This is a genomic window from Gordonia sp. J1A, from assembly GCF_055393515.1.
On the sequence record NZ_AP041607.1, the window covers coordinates 1767255 to 1787489 of the forward strand.

Genomic DNA, 20235 nt, shown 5'->3' on the forward strand with positions numbered 1-20235 from the left:
AGGAACCGCATCGCCGATGACGACGACAGCCGACCGCCGAAACCTCTGGACCGTGCTCGCGCTCCTGTTCACCACCGGCTGGGCCACCAACCATTTCGTCGCGATGATGCCGGTCCTTCACGACCGCAACGGAATCGGCGACGCGGCTCTCGAAGGGGCGTTCGGTGTCTACGCGATCGGTCTGCTCCCCGGGCTGCTGACCGGCGGCGGGATCTCCGACCGCGTCGGACGCAAACCCGTGGTCCTCGTCGGCGCGACCGGAGCCGCACTCGGCAATCTGCTGATGCTCCTGTGGCACACCGAGCCCGGCGTCTTCGTCGGACGGTTCGCGGTGGGACTCGGCGTCGGGCTGGCCGTCAGCGCAGGGACCGCGTGGAGCGCCGACGTCGGCGGTTCTCGCGGCACGGTGTTCGCAGGCGCAGTCCTCACCAGCGGCTTCACCGTCGGTCCACTCGCGTCGGGACTCATTGCTCAGTTCACCGACGGCGCCGCGCTGATCGCCCCCTTCGCGGTCACCGTCACCGGCTCGCTCCTGGCGGTCGTCGCGGGCCTCGCCGTGCCGAACTCGCGGCGCACCGTCGCGGAGAGCACCGTCATGGAGAGCACCGACGCCGAGAGCCCCGACACGGAGAGCACCGACGTCACCGACTCGACCGTGCGCGGACCGCGGAGCCTGTCCCGCGCGCTGGTCACGAGCCTTCCGATGTCGCTGTGGGTGTTCGCATCGGTCACCATCAGTGTGGTGACGATGGCCGGGCGGATGTCGAGCTTCAGCGGTCCGTGGGTGCCGGGCGTCGCCGCCGTGCTCGCGCTGGGATCCGGCGTGGCCGTGCAGGTGATCGCGCGCCGAAACTCCTGGGGTGCGCGCGCCGGAGTGTGCGGCGCCTTGCTGTCGGCCGTCGGATTCGTGATCGTCGCGGCGTCCGGGTCCGACCCGGCGCCGGTCGCCTTCGTCGCCGCATCCATCGTTCTCGGCAGCGGCTACGGGCTCTGCCTCCGCGAAGGCCTGCTCGACGTCGAGACCTTCGCTCCCGCCGACCGGATCGGGCTGGCCACCGGGATCTTCTACGTCGGCACGTACCTCGGGTTCGGGTTGCCGGTCTTGCTGCGGGTGATCGCACCCACGGTGGGGATCGTCGCACCGATCGTCGTGCTGGCGGTGATGGCCGCCGGCTGTGCGGGGATTCGCGGGATGCAGTTGCGGAGTGGGGTGCTGGCCGGCCGGTGATGCGGGGGTGGGTGGGGGTTTGCTTGGTCTCGATGCGCGGAGTCGCTACGCTCCCCCGCTTACTCGACGAGCCTGCCCGGGTGGAGATCACTCGACGAGCCTGACAGGGAAGACGTGCGAGACTGCGGTCTCGATGCGCGGGGTCGCTGCGCTCCCCCGCTTACTCGACGAGCCTGACAGGAGAAGCGTGGCGGGAGTTCGACGGGCTAGCCCAGGTGTGCCTGGACTTCGGCGCTGGACTTGTCGAGGCGCTCGAGGCGGCCCTCGGTCATGGAGGCGATCTGGTCGATCACCACGCGCATCCGGGCGTCGTCGTCGGCCGCGGCATTCCACGCGGCGGCGAAGATCGGGTCGAGGCCGCCCGGGGCGGTCACCAGGAGCATCTCGGCGACGCGGTGGATGCGCTCGCGCTGACGGTCCTGCTTGGCGCGGTGACTCGGGTCGGAGAAGATGAACCGCAGGGCGAGCGTCTTCAGCACGGCGACCTCGGCCGCCACATCGGCCGGCACCGAGAGATCCGCGTCGTACCGGCGCAGCGGACGTGCGCCCTCCACCCTGCGCGTCCGGGTGATCGCGGCCGAAGCGAAACGCCCGATGAGCTCGCTCGTGAGTCGCTTGAGCCGCGTGTACGCCTCCAACGAACCGTCGAACTCGCCGAGCGAGGCGAAGATCTCCATCTCCGACAACCGCTGCGCCGCCCCGACCAGCGGATCGGCGGTGAGCCCGTCGAAGTACTGCATGCCTAGCTGCGCCAGATCGTGCTGATCGGTGGGCGAACTCAACTGGCGCAGATCGATCCGCCCGCCGATCACTCCGTCTTCGAGGTCGTGCACCGAGTACGCGACATCGTCGGACCAGTCCATCACCTGGGCCTCCAGACAGCGCCGGCCGTCGGGCGCACCGTCACGCACCCAGTCGAGCGCGGGGCGGTCTTCGACGTACGCGCCGTACTTGGTGCCGGGCGCCGTGCGCGACCACGGGTACTTGAGCGTTGCGTCGAGCGCCGCCCGGGTGAGGTTGAGACCGGCGCTGACCCCGTCCGGGCCGACGATCTTCGGTTCCAGCGCCGTCAGGATGCGCAAATTCTGCGCATTGCCTTCGAATCCGCCACGGTCGCGGGCCACTTCTTCAAGAGCCCGCTCGCCGTTGTGCCCGTAGGGCGGGTGGCCGATGTCGTGGGCGAGTCCGGCGAGTTCGACCAGATCCGGGTCGCAGCCCAGACCGACCGCGATACCGCGTCCGATCTGGCCGACCTCGAGCGAATGGGTCAGACGAGTCCGCGGGTTATCGCCCTCCCGCGGACCCACCACCTGCGTCTTGTCCGCGAGTCGCCGCAGGGCCGCGCTATGCAGCACCCGGGCGCGGTCGCGGGCGAAGTCGCTGCGATGGTCGGTCGCGGGATTCGCGCCCGCGGCGATCTTGGGCGCCTCGACGACCATCCGTTCCAGGTCGTGAGCGTCGTACATCGCCACGGGCGGGCCGCCCGCGGACCGATCGGCGTCGGTCAAACTACTCCGACCAGCCGCGCTGGGATGCCATGTCCAGGAGACCGGATCGGATCGCGACGATCTGACGAGCGGTCAGGTCCGGCGATGCGTCGAGCAGCAGCTCGGTGATCTCGTTGAACAGACGGCCGCCGCCCCGATTGCCGAAGCGTCGCGGTCCGCGGTCATCACGGCCGCCGCGCCGGTCGTCACGGCGGTCGCCGCGATCGTGCCGGTCGCCGAAGCGTCCGCGGCCCTCGTCACGACGCTGGGCGCGCTCGGCTGCGGGCGACTCGCCCTCCGGAGCCTCTTTGGTCACCTTCACGTTCAGTGCCTTCGCGCCACGATCGGTGCTCTCGACGTCGAACTCGACCTCGGCGCCGGGGCGCAGCAGGGTCTCATCGATGCCCACGTCGTTGATGTGCAGGAAGACGTCGTCTCCGCCCTCCGCGGGCGCCAGGAATCCAAAACCACGATTGGTGTCGAAATGCACGACCTTGCCGTTGACAGCCACCACAAACTCTCTCTCCAAAGCACGCCCACACCGCGAACCCCTTGCCCGCGCGACGCACTCCCCAACTACTATGCCTCAAAACCGTCAGCCGACCGAGCTGAAATGCCTGGTAGTGATCGGAATGTCAACCGGTCGACGACCACCGCGGCTCCTACTGACGCGTCGCATTCGTCCCGAGGCTCACCTCGACCACCGTGCCGGTGATGACGCCGGGGTCGTCGACCAGATACATCACCGCGCGGGTGACGTCGGCCGGTGCCAGCCACGGCACGCCCAGCGGACTCCAACCGGCGAAGACCTGAGCGAGATCGTCCTGCGTCGGGTGTTCGACCGTCGGACAGAATCTCTTCATCGTCGCGGTGTTCAGCACCATCGGCGTCGCCACCGACGCCGGGCACACCACGTTCGCGGTGATGCCGTACGCACCCACTTCCAGGGCCAACGACTTGATGAATCCGATGATCCCCCACTTGCTCGCGGCGTAATGGCTCAGATGCAGCATGCCGCCGCGGCCGGCTCCCGAGGAGATCCCGACGATGCGGCCGAACCGGTTCTCCTTCATCAGCGTGAGAACGGCCTGCGCGCAGTTGAACGTACCGGTGAGATTGGTGTCGATGACGTCGGCCCATTGTTGGTGGGTCAGCGACTCGACCGGTTCGAACGAGCAGACGCCGGCATTGCACACGAGGATGTCGAGGCGTCCGCGTTCGTCGCGGATCCGCGAGACGAGCCCGTTCACCGCGGCCCGGTCGCGAACGTCCACCTGCGCCGATGTCACCGAGCCGCCGGTCGACTTGATCTCTCTCGCCGTCTCCGCGAGGTCGTTCGGATCGCTCATCGGGTAGGCGATCGTGTCGACCGGCGCCGCGATGTCGGTGACGACGACGTGCGCGCCCGCCGCCGCCAGGGCCAGTGCGTGCGATCGTCCCTGCCCGCGCGCCGCACCAGTCACCCAGGCCACTTTTCCGGTGAGATCAGTCATTGCCCGCCTCCTCGAATCGTCGACTCCATTGTCTCGCTTCGGCGGAGGGGTGTGCACGCGATCGGGAGACCTTTTCCCGGCCGGCTACTTCACGGTCGCGATGCCCAGCGACGGGAAGAAGTAGCACGTGACCGGCGCGTCCTCACTGCCGCCGGCCTTCTGCATCGTGCCGTAGATCGCGGAGAGAACCGTGCCCGAGCCGGTCTTGACGATGCCGCCTCGAGCGCCGTTGGCCGGAATCGCCGCGACGACCGAGCCGAGCGTCTTCCGGGCGAGGGTCCGCACCAAGGCGCTGACATCCGCTTCCTTCAGGCGTGCGTCCACGGCGTCGACGATCGAGTCGCCGAGCCCCTTCATGGGCTCGCCGAACCCGCCGTCGAGGGTGTTGACGTTGAACCACGCGACACGCATGCCGCTCTTGTCCTTGGTGTCGGAGAACTTGTCGACCGGCACGAAGCCGTAGAGCACCTCGCCCTTCTGAATCGCGTTGATGTCCTTGTCCTTGACGCGAAGCGACTTGTTCAGGTCACCGAGGAGCGGAGTGATCGATCCGGGCATCGCGCCGCCGACCGCCGACGGCATCGACAGATCGGTGCACAGTCCCTTGGTCGGCGTGAACGGAGTGATGCCGAGCTTCTTGAGGACCGCGTTGGCCTCGTCGATCGAGTCGATCACCGATGCGGCGTCGTTCGGCTGAGCGGCGACCTCGTGGAGTGCGGCACGGGCGGCAGCCGCGTCGCGGGAGGTGTCGGCGTGTGCGGCGGGTGCGGCGACCGCGCCTCCGACGAGTGCGGCCGACGCGGCGACCGACGCGATCGTGAAACGAAATGACCTGGACAATGTGACCTCCGGGGCTGAAGTGACTGGTGTTTCGACTGAGTATGGGGCCACTTCGCTCCGAAACAGCGCCCTGAGACCGAGTTGAGACCCGCAGATCAGCGCACGAGAACGGCGGCGGGTCCCCGACCGAAGCCGAGGACCCGCCGCCGTTGCGAACTGGCGTTCAACTGCCCGAACTGCCGCGCACCTTCTCCACGATCCACAGCAGGATCACCGAACCGAGCACTGCCGTCAGGAGGGTGAACCACCAGCCGCCGGACGCGGTGTCCAGGAAGAAACTCAAGAGAAAACCGCCGATCAGCGCGCCGATGACGCCGATGACGATGTTCATCAGGATCCCGGCACCGCCGCCCTTGACGATCTTTCCGGCGATCCAGCCCGCGATCGCGCCGATGACCAGATAGCCGATCCATCCGACATTGGTGGTCGTACTCGAGCGCGCCAGGATCTCACTCACTGCAATTGCGTCCATTTGCCCATCCTTTGTCTCGACTGCTGTGCCTCCACGCTACGAGACAAGGGATAACGGTCGCTCCGATGACATGAAGCGTTATCTGGATGTCATCTGCGCACCACTTCCGAGAAGTGACGGCGCTCGGATGACCGGCCACCGACACCTCATGGCATAGTGATCGCAAATGCAACATGTTCTAGTTCCTGGGGCTCCGGGAACGAAGGGGCGACCTATGAATCCTGCTCGACGAGACCTGACCGCCGCGCGCGCACCGCGAGTCCGGCTGCCGAGAGTCGACATCCCCGCGGGCCGTCTGATCGAACTGCCCGGCCGGGGCTCCACCTACGTCACCGACACCGCCGGTCCCACCGCCGACGCACCGGCGATCGTTCTTCTGCACGCGCTGACGACCACCGGCCTGCTGACCTGGTTTCCGAGCATCCCGGAACTGTCGAAGCGGTTCCGGGTGATCACTCTCGACCTGCGCTGGCACGGTCAGGGCATCAAATCACCCGAGTTCAGCCTCCGCGACTGCGCCGACGACGCCGTGGCACTGCTGGACGTCCTCGGAATCGATGAAGCGATGTTCGCCGGCTTCTCGATGGGATCGCTGGTCGCTCAGCGTGTCTGGCGGCAGCATCCCGACCGGGCGGGCGGGCTGGTGCTCTGCGCCTCCACCGACGCCTTTCAGATGACCGCGACCGAACGGGTCTTCCACAACGGGATGGCGGGCATCACCTCACGCGTTCCCGGATCCGGTTCCCCGCGCCGCGCCGGCCGAGTTCAGGCGTCGCAGGTCGACCCGGCCGTCGACATCAACCGGTGGGCGCTCAACGAGTTCCGCTCCACGTCGCCGATCGCCGTCGGCAAGGCGGTCGGCGCCATCGGCAGGCACCATACGCGACCGTGGATCAGCCAGATCGATGTGCCGACCGCCGTCGTGGTGCCCCTGCGCGACCGCGCGATACCGCCGGCCCGGCAGATCGCGATGGCCCGCCGCATCCCGGGCGCCACGGTGCACGAGGTGGACGGCGGTCACTCGTGCTGCGTGATCGATGCCGACAAATTCGTGCCGGTATTCGCGCACGCCTGCAGCGTGGTGCGGGCGCGGTGGCGCGAGCGCGCCGAGTCGTGATGCCCGCCGCGCCATTCGCCCACTTCGCGCCTACCCCGCGGGCGCGACCTGTTCTTTGAGCCGCCCGAGTTCCTCCGGGAAGTGGGCGACGAGCTTCTCCGGGCTGCGCATGCTGTCCTCACACGCGATGACGCCCACGTGGACGACGCCGTTGTTCGACAGCACCGTGATGTTGACGCCCGCTCCGTGGAAGACCGGGCCCAGCGGGTACATCCCGTCCATCCGTGCCCCCATGAAGTACAGCGGGATCGGCGGACCGGGGACGTTCGAGATGACCAGGTTGTGCACCACCGGATGCCGGTCGGCCAGGCGCAGTCCCGCATATGCGCGCACGGCGAGCCCGAACGTGCGCGGCGCGGCGAACTCGGCCCAGTCCTGCAGGGTGTCCGCGGAGATCGCGTTGTGATGGTCTTTCGCGTGCTTGTTCGCCTCGGTCATCGCGGTCAGCCGCTCGAGCGGGTCGGCGATGTCGGTCCCGAGCCGGGTGAACAGCGCCGAGACCTTGTTCGCCCCGTCGTCACGCTTGGACTCTCCGCGCACCGAGACCGGCACGGTGGCCAGCAGCGACGAGTCGGGCAACTCGTCGCGTTCCAGGAGATAGTCGCGCAGAGCGCCGCCGGCGATGCTCAGCACGATGTCGTTGACCGTCGCACCGGTCGCGCGCCGGACCGCCTTGACGTCCTCGAGGTCCATATCGCCCACCGCGATGGTGCGGTGACCGGTGATGGTGCCGTTGAACGAGGTCCGCGGCGCGGTGAGCGGAGGCGCCATCGCGGTGCCGTGCTGGGCGCGGCTCACCGTCTCGGTGATCAGCCCCAGGGTCGGACTCAGCATCTTCGGGATCGACAGCGGTCGCGACAGCGTGCTCACGATGCCGCGGCCGAAGAGTTCGAGCGACCCCGGCGACCGTCCGTCCATGGGGATCTCATCGGTGGCCAGCGGTGGCGCGTCCGGTTCGAGACTGCACAGGTATGAGATCAGATTGGCGCCCGACGCGCCGTCGACCGTGGCGTGATGCATCTTCGTGAAGACGACCAGTTTCTCCTCGCCGTCCTCGCCGCGGTATCCCTCGATGACGTTCATCTCCCACAGCGGGCGGCCGCGGTCCATCGGGAGTCCGGCCAGATGACCGCACATCTCCATGAGTTCGGCGTGGCCGGCGGGTGCGGGCAGTGCCATCCGGTGCAGGTGGTGGTCGATAGCGAAGTGCTCGTCCTTGACCCACACGGGGTGGCCGAGATCGAGCGGAACGCGTCGCACCCGCCGAGTGAACTGGGGAACTCGGCGCACACGCTCGTCGAGTGTGGCTCGGAAGGTCGCGAACGAATACCCGCCGGGAACCGTGGACTTGTCCATGACCATCACCGAGCAGACGTGCATCAACTGCTCGGGTGTCTCGAGGTAGAGGAAGCTGGCATCCAGGCCGCTCAATCGTTCCATGACCATGGAGAATAGCGGAGAATTAGAACCTGTTCTAATTACTGGCGAGTATCGGATGACGCGGTTCCGGTGGCCCCGCCTAGCCTGGAGACCGTGGGAGATCGGTATCAGCACATCGCGTTCGGCGACGCAGCCGTTGCGCGGCAACGCATCACCGGCAGCGTGGTGGCCTACGGCGCGGGTCTCGACACACCCGATTCGGGCCCGCAGCGGGTGACGCCGCGGGAGGTTCGGATGCTCACCGGGGTGTTCGCCTTCCACATGGCGACGGTGACCCCCTCGGGGTGGCCTTACGTCCAGTACCGCAGCGGGCCGACCGGATTCGTCCACCACCTCGGCGGCAATCGCTTCGGATTCGCCGATTTCCGCGGCAATCAGCAGTTCGTGTCGGTCGGCAACCTGGAGACAGACGGTCGTGTCGCGCTCTTCGTCGCCGATCATCCGAAGAAGATGCGGCTCAAGGTCTTCGGGCGTGCCACTGTGATCGACGGCGACGCCGATCCCGAACTGCTCGAGCGCCTGTCCCAGGTCGCGGACGGCCGGATCGCCGCACGATGCGAGCGCAGCATCGTCATCGACGTCGAGGCCTTCGACTGGAACTGTGCGCGGTCGATGGTGCCCCTGTACACCTCCGAACAGGTCCGTGAACGGGTGCAGCCGTACATCGATCAGATCCACCAGTTGCAGGACCGGGTCGACGAACTGGAACGGCGACTGTGGTGATATCGCGGAGGTTCTCGACTCGCCGGTACCGCGACCGCGCGCACGCCGGGCGGGTCCTGGCCGAGAGGCTGTCGTCCGATCTCCGCGGTCGCGACGACACGATCGTGCTCGCACTCCCCCGCGGCGGAGTGGACGTGGCCGCACCGATCGCCGAGGACCTGCGGGCGCCGTTGGACGTCTACCTGGTGCACAAGATCGGCGTTCCGTGGGAGCCGGAAGTGGCGGCCGGAGCCATCGGCGCCGACGATGCGGTGGTGATGAACGACGACGTCCTGCGCGCCACCGGCCTGACCCCGGCGAGGTTGGCCGAGGCCGTCGACGCGGCTCGCACCGAACTCCGGCGACGTGACGCCGCCTATCGGGACCGACGCCCGCAACCCGTCGTGGCCGGACGCACCGTGGTGCTCGTCGACGACGGTGTCGCCACCGGCGCGACGATGAACGTGGCCGTCCGCGCGCTCCGAAGCCGCGGGGCCGGACGGATCGTGGTGGCAGTGCCCGCCGGCCCGGTCGGCACCGCGGACATGTTTCCCGAGGCCGACTCCGTCGTCTGTCCGTACACGCCGGAGGACTTCATCGGAGTCGGCGGCGCGTACGACGATTTCGCACAGCTCACCGACGCCCGCGTGCGTTCGGTTCTGGATCAGTTCACAGACCGCTGAGCCGGAAGCCCGGTGTGGGGTATGAGGATCGAGGCACTACCGACTCCGCTGGCGATACCACCACGCGCCGAGGATGATCAGCCAGATCGGCAGGACCACGGCGAGCATCACCCACTGCTTCTGACCCACCATCAACCCCAACGCGATGATCATCAGGACACCGCTGAACAACATGATGAGCCTCGGGTTCACTGCGGTCCTCTCGTCGGGGGTTGCACTACAGATACCCGATGGCGCGGACATCCATCACGCGACCCACCGGAACAGGACTTCCCGCCCACGTCGATCGCCGACGGCGCGAGACAGTCCGCACATCGCGCACTAGGGTCGTCACATGGCACTCGTTCACCAGGCGACCCTCTCGCCCACCAAGCGCGAACTGGTCACCGCCTACCTCGACAGCGTCCCGTGGGGCGGGACCGGAGAGGTGGAGATGATCGGCGGCTACCGCTTCGACGATCCTGCGGGCGAGGTCGGTGTCGAAGCTCTGCTGGTCTCGCGCGACGACCGCAGCCTGCACATCCCGCTGACCTACCGTGGCGCTCCGCTGCCGGAGGCCGACGAGTTCCTCGTCTCCACGATGACTCACTCGGTGCTCGGCGATCGCTGGATCTACGAGGCCGCCGCCGATCCCGTCGCCGTCGACTGCTTCGTGCGGGCATTGCGCGGGCGACAGGAACAGGCACGTCTCGAGATCCAGAGCAGCGACGGGTCCGTGACGATCCAGGAACCGCCGGTGCGCATCCGCGTCGAAGGCGCACCGGCCGACGCGACGGCGCTCGCCCTCAGCGACGACCTCGCCTCCCCGGTGTCGGGTGCGGCGTGGCTCGTCGCCGAATGGGACGGCGGCGCCGGCGTCGTGGCGGCACTGCGGTAGCGCCGTCCGCGCCCGTCAGACGCCGATCAGTTTGCCGCCGAGGTACTCCACGACCTTGTCGAGCGCGACCCGCTCCTGGCTCATGCTGTCGCGCTCGCGGATGGTGACCGCCTGATCGTCGAGGGTGTCGAAATCGACCGTGACGCAGAACGGCGTGCCGATCTCGTCCTGGCGGCGGTAGCGCTTGCCGATACCCTGCGCGTCGTCGAACTCGATGTTCCAGTGCTTGCGCAGCTCCACGGCGAGGTCGCGCGCCTTCGGGGACAGCTTCTCGTTGCGGGACAGCGGGAGCACCGCCGCCTTCACCGGCGCGAGCCGACGGTCGAGCTTGAGCATGGTTCGGGTGTCGGTGCCGCCCTTCGCGTTGGGCACCTCCTCCTCGGTGTAGGCATCGCACAGGAAGGCCATCATCGACCGGCCCAGTCCCGCCGCGGGCTCGATGACGTACGGGGTGTATCGCTCACCCGAGGCCTGGTCGAAGAACGACAGGTCCTCACCCGAGGCCTTGCTGTGGGTCGACAGATCGTAGTCCGTGCGGTTCGCGACGCCCTCGAGCTCACCCCACGGGTTGCCGCCGAAGCCGAACTTGTACTCGACGTCCACCGTGCTCTTGGAGTAGTGCGAGAGCTTCTCCTTGGGGTGCTCGTACAGCCGCAGGTTCTCGGGATCGATCCCGAGGTCGATGTACCAGTTGTGCCGCGCGTCGATCCAGTACTTGTGCCACTGCTCGTCCTCGCCGGGCTTGACGAAGAACTCCATCTCCATCTGCTCGAACTCGCGGGTGCGGAAGATGAAGTTGCCGGGCGTGATCTCGTTGCGGAAGCTCTTGCCGATCTGCGCGATGCCGAACGGGGGCTTGCGGCGCGCCGTGGTCATCACGTTCTTGAAGTTGATGAAGATGCCCTGCGCGGTCTCGGGACGGAGGTAGTGCAGCCCCTCCTGGTCGTCGACCGGCCCGAGGAAGGTCTTGAGCAGCCCGGAGAAGGCCTTGGGCTCGGTCCACTGCCCCTTCGCGCCGCACTCGGGGCACGCGATCTCCGACATCGGGACCGAGTCGGGATCGTCGATCCCCTTCTTGAGCGCGTACGCCTCCTGCAGGTGATCCTGGCGCTGACGCTTGTGGCAGTTGGTGCACTCCACCAGCGGATCGGTGAAGACCTCGACGTGTCCGGAGGCCTCCCACACCCGCCGCGGCAGGATCACCGACGAGTCCAGTCCGACGACGTCCTCGCGCGAGGTCACCATCGTCCGCCACCACTGCCGCTTGATGTTGTCCTTCAGCTCCACGCCGAGCGGACCGTAGTCCCATGCGGAGCGGGTTCCGCCGTAGATCTCACCGCAGGGATACACCAGACCCCGCCGCTTGGCGAGATTGACGACGGCATCGACTTTGGACTGCACAGCCACGGTTTTCTGATCTCCACGACGTAGGGGTTCGGACTTCTGTCACGGTGCTCGACGGTGGTCGTGCACGTCGCAGTACAGCGTAGTCGGTGGCGGGACGAGTGCGCCGGTCACCCGCACGGGGAGGCTCCGCGCGGGACTGCGCCGGAACCACCGCGGTATCGCCGGGTCAGTCGCACTGGCCGGAATTGTCGTAGGTGCCGCGTACGTTCGCAGCACCCGATGAGGCGCAGCGCCTCATCGCCGACTACGAGGAGCAACCATGAAACTCACCAAGCGAAGCGCCGTCGCCGGAGCCGTCGTGGCCGCCGCGGCCACAGCCTGTGCGATCGCTGCCGGCCCGGCCGCCGCCGATTCGGCGGATCCGACCGTCGGCGACACCGTGAGGTACGTCTTCTTCAGCGACACGCACGTGAATGAGTCGCTGGCCTGGTACGACGCCTACGACGACATGCAGACCATGTCGCGCCCGTCGCTCCCGACCCGCTCCAAGGATCGGAAGACGTGGTCCGGAAGCATCACCGTCACGTCGCGGTCGACGTATCAGTTCACCGGCAGTTCTTTCCAGACCAGCGGCCACTACGCCGCCTGCCGCACCTATGTGAACGGGGTCCTCGTCTCCGAGGACAGCAGCACCGGCCGATACGCGGTGGCCTTCTGCTGATCGTCAGCGATCCAGGGTCAGTTCGAGATAGGGGATCTGGTCGATCGGCAGACCGGTCGACTCCTCTATCACTCCCGCCAGTTCGGCGTACGCCTTCGGGTGCTCGCGGCGGTAGCGGTCCAGGACCGCGGCCGACTCCTGCGGGGTGAGAACTCGCGCGGTCGCCGGTCGATCGCGGTCGAAACCGATCCAGACGCGGCACCGCGGATCGGCCTGAAGGTTGCGGAACCACTGGGAGCTACGACCGAAGCCCGACGCGATGATCACTCGGTTCCGGTCCGGCCGTTCCACCCTTTCCAGGGCGACGTATCGAGGCTCACCGGACTTGCGGCCCGTGTGCTGCAACAGCAGCAGCCGACCGCCGAAGAGGAACCCGAGTCCCGCGCGGAAGAGCGGTATCGGTGAACGCACGAACCACCGGGTCCGCAGCGCCCGCGCGCCGATGCTGGTCATACCCAGGAACGCTACGCTGCGCCGGCCGAGGCCACAGGCAAATGAAAATCAGTTCCTTTAGGATGGAGGTGTTGAATCCCTTTCGAAGGAGCAGTCATGAGTCAGTCGGTGATGTCGCCGGCACTGACCGCCGACCGCCGGGCGCACGGCGCCGCCAGCGAGTTGCTGCGGGCGCTGGCCTCGCCCGCCCGGGTGTCGATCGTCATGACACTGCGCGACCGGCCGATGTGCGTCCACGAACTGGTCGACGCCCTCGCACTGAACCAGCCGCAGGTGAGCCAGCACCTCCGCGTCCTGAAGCAGTCGGGAGTGGTGGTCGGGAGCCGGCGCGGCCGGGAGGTCGAGTACTCGCTGGCCGACGATCACGTCGCACACATCGTGGTCGACGCAGTCCTGCACGCCACTGAGCATCGGACGGAGGCGCAGGCATGAGCGACACGGCGAACAAGCCGGTCACCGGCCAGCGGTCCACCAAGCAGCGGGCGGCGATCGCCGATGTGCTGTCGGACACCGACGACTTCCTGTCGGCCCAACAGCTCCACGACAAACTGCGTGAGCGGGGCGAGTCGATCGGACTGACCACGGTGTACCGCAACCTCCAGGCGCTCACCGCGGCCAGGCAGATCGACGCGATCTGGGACGGATCAGGCGAGACCCGCTATCGGCACTGCTCCACCGGACACCACCATCACCTGGTATGCCGCGAGTGCGGAACCACCGTGGAGATCAAAGCCGACAAGGTGGAGCGATGGGCCGACTCGGTGGCCTCGGAGAACGGCTTCGCCGACATCTCGCACACCGTCGAGATCTTCGGGACGTGCAGAGACTGCACAGCAGCGTCAACCAACCATTGACGACAGCGACTTCGTCAACTTAAGGTTGACTCATGGCTGAGAAGACCTCCCTGACTCCCACCGTCCGACTCGACGACCTGATCGACACGATCAAGAAGGTGCACGACGATCCGCTCGATCAACTGTCCGACGCGGTGCTGGCCGCCGACCACCTCGGCGAGGTGGCCGACCACCTGATCGGCCACTTCGTCGATCAGGCACGCCGCAGCGGTGCGTCCTGGACCCAGATCGGGACCAGCATGGGCGTCAGCAAACAGGCCGTGCAGAAGCGGTTCACACCGAAGGACCCGGGTACGGCGGCCGATCTGAACCCGGCTCAGGGGTTCAATCAGTTCACCCCTCGTGCGCGCAATGTCGCGGCCGCCGCACACAACGCCGCCGAAGCTGCGGGCAACAGCGAGGTATCCCCCGCGCATCTGCTGCTCGGGCTGCTCGACGACCGCGAGTCGCTGGCGGTGACGCTGCTGGCGGCGCTGCGCGTCGACGTCGACGCGCTGGCCGCCGGGGCGTCCGAGGCCCTGCCCGAACCGGGTGAGGCACCGGAGGTGATTCCGTACGACGCCGCCGCACGCAAGGTGCTGGAACTGACTTTCCGCCATGCGCTGCGTCTGGGGCACAACTACATCGGCACCGAGCACATCGTGCTCGCTCTGCTGGAGGTGGAGGACGGTCGCGGTCCGCTCAGCGACGCCGGTGTGACGCCCGAAGCCTTTGAAAGGCGCCTGACGGAGGCGCTCGCGCAGTTCACGTCGGCGACGCCGGACTGACGTGGCGGCCTCAGGCGCTCCCGAATCGTCGGTCGCGCTTGGCATACTCCAGGCAGGCGGCCCAGAGGTCCCGGCGGTCGAAGTCGGGAAACAACTTCTCCTGATAGACCATCTCGGCGTACGCGCTCTGCCACAGCAGGAAGTTCGACAGCCGCTGCTCCCCCGACGGACGGAGGAACAGGTCCACGTCGGGCATGTCGGGCTCGTCGAGGTACTTGGCGAAACTCGCCTCGGTGATCCGTTCGGGATCGATCTCCCCCCGCGCCGCCCGGCGGGCGATCTCCCTCGCCGCATCGGCGATCTCGGCCCGGCCGCCGTAATTGACGCACATGGTCAAGGTCATGACGGTGTTGTTCCGGGTGAGTTCCTCGGCGACCTCGAGTTCTTTGATCACGCTGCGCCACAGCTTCGGCCGTCGCCCGGCCCACCGCACGCGGACGCCCATCTCGTTCATCTCGTCGCGGCGGCGCCGGATCACGTCGCGGTTGAAACCCATGAGGAACTTGACCTCTTCCGGGCTGCGCGACCAGTTCTCTGTGGAGAACGCGTAGGCGGACAGATGCGTGACGCCCAGCTCGATGCAGCCGCAGACACTGTCCATCAACACGGCCTCACCGCGCTTGTGTCCCTCGGTGCGCGGCAGGCCGCGTTCCTTGGCCCACCGGCCGTTGCCGTCCATCACCAGCGCGATGTGTTTCGGTATCAGCTCGGCGGGGATCTCCGGCGGTGTGGCTCCGGACGGATGCGGATCGGGCGGGCGCACCTCGACGGGTGCGGACGCCTGGGCGCGGCGGGTGAGACGAGCCATCAGCTCCGGCCTTTCATGCGGTTTCGGTGACTGCGACGCCGGCGCCCGGGACGTCGGTCCGGGCGGCGCCTTCGCTCGCGGGTCGCTCGATCAGACTATGCGGCGCCTGCCGTTCGATGAGCGGCAAGGTGCGCAGTTGCCGTTCCAGATGCCACTGCAGATGCGCGGCGGTGAGACCGGTCGCCTGACGGCGTTGCGACGGCGTCGCGAGCAGGACGTGATCCCACTCTCCGCGCGCCAGCGCCTCCATCAGATCGAGCACCCCGACCGACGGGGTGGCCGCACCGGCCGGGCGGCAATGCACGCACACCGCGCCACCGGCCGCGACGTGGAACGCGCGGTGCGGTCCCGGTGAAGCGCACCGTGCACACACCGACAGCGCGGGCATCCAGCCGGCCGACGACATCGCACGCAGGAGGAAGGCGTCCAGAATGAGCTGACGGTCTCGGCGGTCCTCGGCGAGCGCTTCGAGGGCGCCGACGGTGAGCCGGTGCAGATGCTGTGCCGGCGCCCGCTCCTCACCGGCCAGACGCTCGGCGGTCTCCAGTACCGCGCACGCGGTGGTGTACCGGCCGTAATCGGCGACGATGAGATCGCTGAAAGCGTTCAGGCTGTGCACCTGGGTGATGACGTCGAGATTGCGACCGGGATAGAAATGGACGTCGACGTGCGCGAACGGCTCAAGCCGCGCACCGAATTTCGAGCGCGTGCGCCGCACGCCCTTCGCGACCGCGCGCACCAGACCATGCTCGGCGGTGAGAAAGGTGATGATGCGATCGGCTTCGCCCAGCTTGTGCTGGCGCAGCACGACGGCCTCATCCTGGTAGAACCTCACCCGACCATTGTGTCACCGGGCACCGACGAATTCGCGCAGCGCCGCGGCGACCTGCTCCGGCTGGTCCTCGGGCAGCAGAGTCCAGGAGTCGGCGATCTCCACCAGCCGCGCATCGGGGAACTCGTCGACCATCCGGCGGGCGTGCTCCACCGGCATCATCCGATCTTCGGTGGCCCAGAGCAGCAGCACGGGTCGATCGAAGGACACCACCTTGCGGTGCCAGTCGAGCAGTACCTGCTTGGGCGGTGTACCCGTGACGAACTTGCGCAGATCACGGCGGACGCCGGGATCGGCCAGCGCATGGCCGAACCAGTCGTCCATCACCGCGTCGGGTATCCGGTTCTTGGCCAGCCCGCCGTAGCCCGCCCGCCCGTGCCGGAACACCGACAACTGAGTCAGCCGGGTCAGCAGCCACGTCCCGCCGGGCACGCGGCACAGCTGGGCGGCCGGCCGGGCCGGCCGCGGCGGAAAGTTGTCGTACGCCTCGCACGAGGCCAGGACCAGCCGCGCCAGCCGTTCGTCGCGGCCCTCCGAGATGATGAACTGCCCACCGCCCCAGTCGTTCAGCACGAGGGTGACCGCGCGCAGATCGAGTGCTTCGAGGAAATCGGCGATGATGTTCGCCTGCCCCGACTGCGTCAGATCGGCGGAAGCGTTCATCGGCTGCCGCTGGGCGCCGAGCGGCCACGTCGGCGCGATGCACCGGAAGTCGTCGAGAAGGGGGATCACCCGGCGCCACTGAGTCCGGTTCATCAGGAGCCCGTGGCCGAAGAGCAGCACCGGCCCGTCACCTCCGGTGTCGAGGTAGTCGATGGGTCCGGCAGGCAGATCGATGCTCCCCATTCCTCGACGGTCCCGCAGCCCGCGCGGGATGTCAACGGCTCAGCCGCCAGCGGCGCCGGGATTCGGCGTCTACTCTCGGAACCGACCCGGCGAGAAGGAGACTCATGACCGCACTGCTGGCACTCGGACTCGCCACCCGCACCATCTTCCGCGTCGACGTCGCCGACGGCCGGACGAGCGTCGTCCACAAGGACACCGCGTACTCACCGGACGGCGTGGTCGTCGTCGGCGACACCGTCTACTGGACGACGATGGGCCGTCCCGAACGGATCCCCGGCGTCGACGGCGAGGCGGCGTTCGACTACACGGCACCGACCGGCGGCCTGCACGCCATGCGCCTCGACGGGACCGACCGACGCGATCTGCTGCCACCCGGAGCGCTGACCACCGGGAAACAACTCGCGACCGACGGCCGCGAGCGGCTGTACTGGGGTGATCGGGAGGGGCTGCGCGTGTCCTCGTGCAGACTCGACGGCTCCGACCGGATCGACCTGGTGGTCAACGCGCAGACCGGGGACGGCACCGCCGAATGCGTCGGCGTCGCCGTCGACCGCGATCACCTGTACTGGACCCAGAAGGGGCCGTCGAAAGGCGGTCTCGGCCGGATCTTCCGGGCCGGACTGTCCGTTCCCGAGGGCGAGTCCGCCGACCGTCGCTCCGATGTCGAGACGCTGTGGAGCGGACTTCCCGAGCCCATCGATCTCGAGGTGGTCGACGGCGTCCTGTACTGGACCGACCGCGGTGCCGAACCCGACGGCAACACGCTCAACCGGGCGCCGCTGCCCGGTCCCGGCGAGCCCGGAACGCCCCCGGAGATCCTGGCCCGCGGACTGCATGAGGCGGTCGGCATCGCCGTCGACACGCGGGCCGGCCTGGCGTACGTGTCCGATCTGGGCGGCACCATCCTGGCCGTCGCCCTGGACGGCACGGGCGATCGCGTCGTGGCCGACATGGGGCAGATGATCACGGGTCTGGCACTGGTGCGGTGAGCCGGGCCGACTCGCGATCAACCGCCCGTGCGCTGCTCAGAAGCCGAGGCGTCCGAGCTGCTTCGGGTCGCGCTGCCAGTCCTTCGCGACCTTGACGTGCAGGTCGAGATAGATGCGGGTGCCGAGGAGCCGCTCGATCTGGGCGCGCGCGGCGATGCCGACCTCCTTCAGTCGGGACCCCTTGTGGCCGATCACGATCCCCTTCTGGGAATCGCGTTCGACGTAGAGGATGGCGTGCACGTCGACGACCTCGGAGTCCTCGCGGGGAATCACCTCTTCGATGACCACCGCCAGCGAATGCGGAAGCTCGTCCCGGACTCCTTCCAGCGCGGCCTCGCGGATGAACTCCGCCATCAGCACCTGCTCCGGTTCGTCGGTGAGCTCGCCGTCCGGGTAGAACGCCGGGCCCTCCTCGCAGAGCGAGACGAGGACGTCGCCCAGCACGTCGAGTTGCTTGCCCGACTTCGCCGAGCACGGCACCACCTCGGCGTCGGGGCCCATCAGCTTCGACAGCTCCATCAACTGCATGGCCACCTTCTCGGGCCCCACGCGGTCGATCTTGGTCACGATGCCGACCTTGCGCGTACGCGGCGAGGTCGCCTTGATCTCGTCGATGATGCGCCGGTCGCCGGGTCCGATCGCCTCGTCGGCGGGGATGCACACGCAGATGATGTCGACGTCGGCGTAGGTCTCCCGGACGAGGTCGTTGAGCCGCTGGCCGAGCAGGGTGCGAGGACGGTGCAGGCCGGGGGTGTCGACCAGGATCAGCTGCGCATCGGGCCGGTTCACGATGCCGCGGATGGTGTGCCGCGTGGTCTGCGGACGATTGGAGGTGATCGCCACCTTGTCACCGATGAGCGCGTTGGTGAGCGTCGACTTGCCGGTGTTCGGCCTTCCGACGAAACACACGAAGCCGGATCGGAATTCGGTCACTGTCAGTTCTCCTTCAGGTCGTTCGTCTCGCCGGACCCCTCGCTCGCCGGGACGGCGGGAGCTGACTTCTTGGACCGCCGTACGACGACGGAGGTGATGCGCTGGCGGCCGAGCCGGTTGGGACCGCCTTCGGCGATCATCCGCAGTCCGTCGACCTTCACCTTGGCGCCGGGCAGCGGCACCCGGCCCAGGCGCAGGGCCAGCAGCCCGCCCACGGTGTCGACGTCGTCGAGATCGAGGTCGATCTCGGTGCCGAACAGTTCTTCGAGATCCTCCACCGGCAGCCGCGAGGACACTCGGTACACGTCGTCGCCCAGCTTCTCGATGGGGGCGACCTCGTCCGTGTCGTACTCGTCGGTGATCTCGCCGACGATCTCCTCCAGGACGTCCTCGATCGTGACGAGCCCGGCGATGCCGCCGTACTCGTCCACCAGCAGCGCCATGTGATTCCGGTTGGCCTGCATGTCCGAGAGGACGTCGTCGAGCGGTTTGGAGTCCGGCACGAACTCGGCGTCGCGCATCACCTCCTCTACGGAGACTCCGCGCGCCGCGCTCGACAGCTGCGGCAGCAGGCGTTCGACGACGTCCTTGAGATACACCACGCCGAGGACGTCGTCGGGGTTCTCGCCGATCACCGGGATCCGCGAGTGGCCCGACCGGACCGCGAGACTCATCGCCTGAGCCGCCGACTTGTCGTGCTCGATCCACACCATCTCGGGCCGGGGGACCATCACCTCGCGGGCGTCGGTGTCGCCGAACTCGAACACGGACTGGATCATGCGTCGCTCGTCGGCGTCGACCACGCCCCGCTGCTGAGCCATGTCGACCACCTCGCGCACCTCGACCTCCGTCGCGAACGGCCCGTTCCGGTAGCCCTTGCCGGGGGTCAGCGCGTTGCCCATGAGGATCAGCAGCCGGGTCACCGGACGCAGCAGGACTCCGACCGCCGTCAGGATCGGTCCGGCGACGAGCGAGATGGAGTACGCGTTCTGACGGCCCAGGGTGCGGGGGCCCACGCCCACGGCCACGTACGAGACGACGGTCATCGCGGCGACGGTGACGGCGATGCCCCATCCGGTGCCGAGCGCGTCGACCGCGACCACCGCGACCATCGTCGTCGCGGCCACCTCGCAGAGAACGCGCAGCAGAACCGCGAGTCCCACGTAGGTGCCGCGCTGTTCCACCACGGTGTGCAGGCGCCGGGCCCCCGCCCGACCCTCTTTCACCAGGTCGTCGACGCGTGCGACCGAGACGGTCGCCAGCGCGGCGTCGGTGGCGGCGAAGCCGCCCGCGAGCACGGTCAGCAGCGCGGCAACGCACAGAAAGACGATGTCGCTGAGCAGAGG

At 68.0% G+C, this 20235-nt stretch carries 24 protein-coding genes; 10 read left to right on the forward strand and 14 right to left on the reverse strand.

Going from position 1 to position 20235, the window contains the following annotated elements; genetic code table 11:
• Positions 1-16 precede the first annotated feature (16 nt).
• Positions 17-1228, forward strand: coding sequence for an MFS transporter (locus ACZ5QD_RS08240; protein ID WP_006897669.1), 1212 nt, complete (start codon positions 17-19; stop codon positions 1226-1228).
• Between the two features lie 206 nt (positions 1229-1434).
• Here ACZ5QD_RS08240 and ACZ5QD_RS08245 read toward each other — a convergent pair whose 3' ends face one another.
• The 5 genes from ACZ5QD_RS08245 to ACZ5QD_RS08265 form a co-directional block, all read right to left on the reverse strand.
• The gene (locus tag ACZ5QD_RS08245; protein WP_051999682.1) at positions 1435-2694 is read right to left on the reverse strand and encodes a deoxyguanosinetriphosphate triphosphohydrolase; all 1260 of its coding nucleotides are present in this window, start codon (positions 2692-2694) and stop codon (positions 1435-1437) included.
• A gap of 43 nt (positions 2695-2737) precedes the next feature.
• Positions 2738-3226 (reverse strand): cold-shock protein, encoded by a 489-nt coding sequence (locus ACZ5QD_RS08250; RefSeq protein WP_039867897.1) that lies wholly within the window; start codon positions 3224-3226, stop codon positions 2738-2740.
• Positions 3227-3377: 151 nt separating this feature from the next.
• Positions 3378-4208 carry a mycofactocin-coupled SDR family oxidoreductase gene (locus tag ACZ5QD_RS08255; protein WP_278124296.1) on the reverse strand — a complete coding sequence of 277 codons (831 nt, stop codon included), beginning with the start codon at positions 4206-4208 and terminating at the stop codon, positions 3378-3380.
• Positions 4209-4292: 84 nt separating this feature from the next.
• Positions 4293-5048 (reverse strand): hypothetical protein, encoded by a 756-nt coding sequence (locus tag ACZ5QD_RS08260; protein WP_062367871.1) that lies wholly within the window; start codon positions 5046-5048, stop codon positions 4293-4295.
• A gap of 163 nt (positions 5049-5211) precedes the next feature.
• Positions 5212-5520 carry a GlsB/YeaQ/YmgE family stress response membrane protein gene (locus ACZ5QD_RS08265; RefSeq protein ID WP_006897664.1) on the reverse strand — a complete coding sequence of 103 codons (309 nt, stop codon included), beginning with the start codon at positions 5518-5520 and terminating at the stop codon, positions 5212-5214.
• 214 nt (positions 5521-5734) lie between these two features.
• Between ACZ5QD_RS08265 and ACZ5QD_RS08270 the strand changes: the two genes are divergently transcribed.
• Positions 5735-6637, forward strand: a complete 903-nt coding sequence (locus ACZ5QD_RS08270; RefSeq protein WP_006897663.1) for an alpha/beta fold hydrolase — start codon at positions 5735-5737, stop codon at positions 6635-6637.
• A gap of 30 nt (positions 6638-6667) precedes the next feature.
• Here ACZ5QD_RS08270 and ACZ5QD_RS08275 read toward each other — a convergent pair whose 3' ends face one another.
• Positions 6668-8077 (reverse strand): WS/DGAT/MGAT family O-acyltransferase, encoded by a 1410-nt coding sequence (locus ACZ5QD_RS08275; protein ID WP_045538854.1) that lies wholly within the window; start codon positions 8075-8077, stop codon positions 6668-6670.
• Between the two features lie 93 nt (positions 8078-8170).
• Between ACZ5QD_RS08275 and ACZ5QD_RS08280 the strand changes: the two genes are divergently transcribed.
• Together ACZ5QD_RS08280 and ACZ5QD_RS08285 are read left to right on the forward strand one after the other, a co-directional pair.
• Positions 8171-8800 carry a pyridoxamine 5'-phosphate oxidase family protein gene (locus ACZ5QD_RS08280; RefSeq protein ID WP_045538851.1) on the forward strand — a complete coding sequence of 210 codons (630 nt, stop codon included), beginning with the start codon at positions 8171-8173 and terminating at the stop codon, positions 8798-8800.
• Positions 8794-9462, forward strand: coding sequence for a phosphoribosyltransferase (locus ACZ5QD_RS08285; protein ID WP_082083978.1), 669 nt, complete (start codon positions 8794-8796; stop codon positions 9460-9462). The genes ACZ5QD_RS08280 and ACZ5QD_RS08285 overlap by 7 nt, the downstream gene beginning before the upstream one ends.
• Before the next feature lie 36 nt (positions 9463-9498).
• Here the strand turns inward: ACZ5QD_RS08285 and ACZ5QD_RS08290 are convergent, their stop codons facing one another.
• A complete protein-coding gene (locus ACZ5QD_RS08290; RefSeq protein WP_433821148.1) occupies positions 9499-9654 on the reverse strand; it encodes a hypothetical protein in 156 nt (51 codons plus the stop codon).
• Positions 9655-9796: 142 nt separating this feature from the next.
• Between ACZ5QD_RS08290 and ACZ5QD_RS08295 the strand changes: the two genes are divergently transcribed.
• A complete protein-coding gene (locus tag ACZ5QD_RS08295) occupies positions 9797-10339 on the forward strand; it encodes a CG0192-related protein (protein WP_464367215.1) in 543 nt (180 codons plus the stop codon).
• A gap of 15 nt (positions 10340-10354) precedes the next feature.
• Here ACZ5QD_RS08295 and ACZ5QD_RS08300 read toward each other — a convergent pair whose 3' ends face one another.
• Entirely contained in the window at positions 10355-11746 is a 1392-nt protein-coding gene (locus ACZ5QD_RS08300) for a glycine--tRNA ligase (protein WP_433821151.1), read from the reverse strand.
• 259 nt (positions 11747-12005) lie between these two features.
• Between ACZ5QD_RS08300 and ACZ5QD_RS08305 the strand changes: the two genes are divergently transcribed.
• Positions 12006-12407, forward strand: a complete 402-nt coding sequence (locus ACZ5QD_RS08305) for a hypothetical protein (RefSeq protein WP_433821152.1) — start codon at positions 12006-12008, stop codon at positions 12405-12407.
• A 3-nt stretch (positions 12408-12410) separates the two neighbouring features.
• On the opposite strand, the gene ACZ5QD_RS08310 is transcribed toward ACZ5QD_RS08305, so the two are convergent.
• Positions 12411-12860, reverse strand: a complete 450-nt coding sequence (locus ACZ5QD_RS08310; RefSeq protein ID WP_433821153.1) for a nitroreductase family deazaflavin-dependent oxidoreductase — start codon at positions 12858-12860, stop codon at positions 12411-12413.
• A gap of 96 nt (positions 12861-12956) precedes the next feature.
• Here ACZ5QD_RS08310 and ACZ5QD_RS08315 point away from each other — a divergent pair, with 96 nt between their 5' ends.
• Genes ACZ5QD_RS08315 through ACZ5QD_RS08325 form a run of 3 tightly spaced genes read left to right on the forward strand, consistent with a single transcriptional unit; the run spans position 12957 to position 14481 of the window.
• Positions 12957-13292, forward strand: a complete 336-nt coding sequence (locus tag ACZ5QD_RS08315) for an ArsR/SmtB family transcription factor (RefSeq protein WP_278124309.1) — start codon at positions 12957-12959, stop codon at positions 13290-13292.
• Positions 13289-13714: a Fur family transcriptional regulator gene (locus ACZ5QD_RS08320; protein ID WP_433821155.1), complete on the forward strand. Its 426-nt coding sequence runs from the start codon at positions 13289-13291 to the stop codon at positions 13712-13714. The genes ACZ5QD_RS08315 and ACZ5QD_RS08320 overlap by 4 nt, the downstream gene beginning before the upstream one ends.
• Before the next feature lie 32 nt (positions 13715-13746).
• On the forward strand, positions 13747-14481 hold the full coding sequence (locus ACZ5QD_RS08325; RefSeq protein ID WP_464367216.1) for a Clp protease N-terminal domain-containing protein: 735 nt from the start codon (positions 13747-13749) through the stop codon (positions 14479-14481).
• A 10-nt stretch (positions 14482-14491) separates the two neighbouring features.
• Here the strand turns inward: ACZ5QD_RS08325 and ACZ5QD_RS08330 are convergent, their stop codons facing one another.
• The 3 genes from ACZ5QD_RS08330 to ACZ5QD_RS08340 are packed head-to-tail and all read right to left on the reverse strand — an operon-like array spanning position 14492 to position 16967.
• Positions 14492-15289, reverse strand: coding sequence for an isoprenyl transferase (locus tag ACZ5QD_RS08330; RefSeq protein ID WP_045538841.1), 798 nt, complete (start codon positions 15287-15289; stop codon positions 14492-14494).
• A 13-nt stretch (positions 15290-15302) separates the two neighbouring features.
• Positions 15303-16124 (reverse strand): DNA repair protein RecO, encoded by an 822-nt coding sequence (gene recO / locus ACZ5QD_RS08335; protein ID WP_006897649.1) that lies wholly within the window; start codon positions 16122-16124, stop codon positions 15303-15305.
• A gap of 12 nt (positions 16125-16136) precedes the next feature.
• On the reverse strand, positions 16137-16967 hold the full coding sequence (locus ACZ5QD_RS08340) for an alpha/beta fold hydrolase (RefSeq protein ID WP_006897648.1): 831 nt from the start codon (positions 16965-16967) through the stop codon (positions 16137-16139).
• Positions 16968-17071: 104 nt separating this feature from the next.
• Between ACZ5QD_RS08340 and ACZ5QD_RS08345 the strand changes: the two genes are divergently transcribed.
• Positions 17072-17956, forward strand: coding sequence for a hypothetical protein (locus ACZ5QD_RS08345; protein ID WP_062367874.1), 885 nt, complete (start codon positions 17072-17074; stop codon positions 17954-17956).
• Positions 17957-17992: 36 nt separating this feature from the next.
• Here ACZ5QD_RS08345 and era read toward each other — a convergent pair whose 3' ends face one another.
• Positions 17993-18889 (reverse strand): GTPase Era, encoded by an 897-nt coding sequence (era, locus tag ACZ5QD_RS08350; protein ID WP_464367217.1) that lies wholly within the window; start codon positions 18887-18889, stop codon positions 17993-17995.
• Positions 18890-18891: 2 nt separating this feature from the next.
• Complete coding sequence (locus ACZ5QD_RS08355; RefSeq protein ID WP_039867904.1) at positions 18892-20232, reverse strand: hemolysin family protein; 1341 nt, start codon at positions 20230-20232, stop codon at positions 18892-18894.
• Positions 20233-20235: the final 3 nt, after the last annotated feature.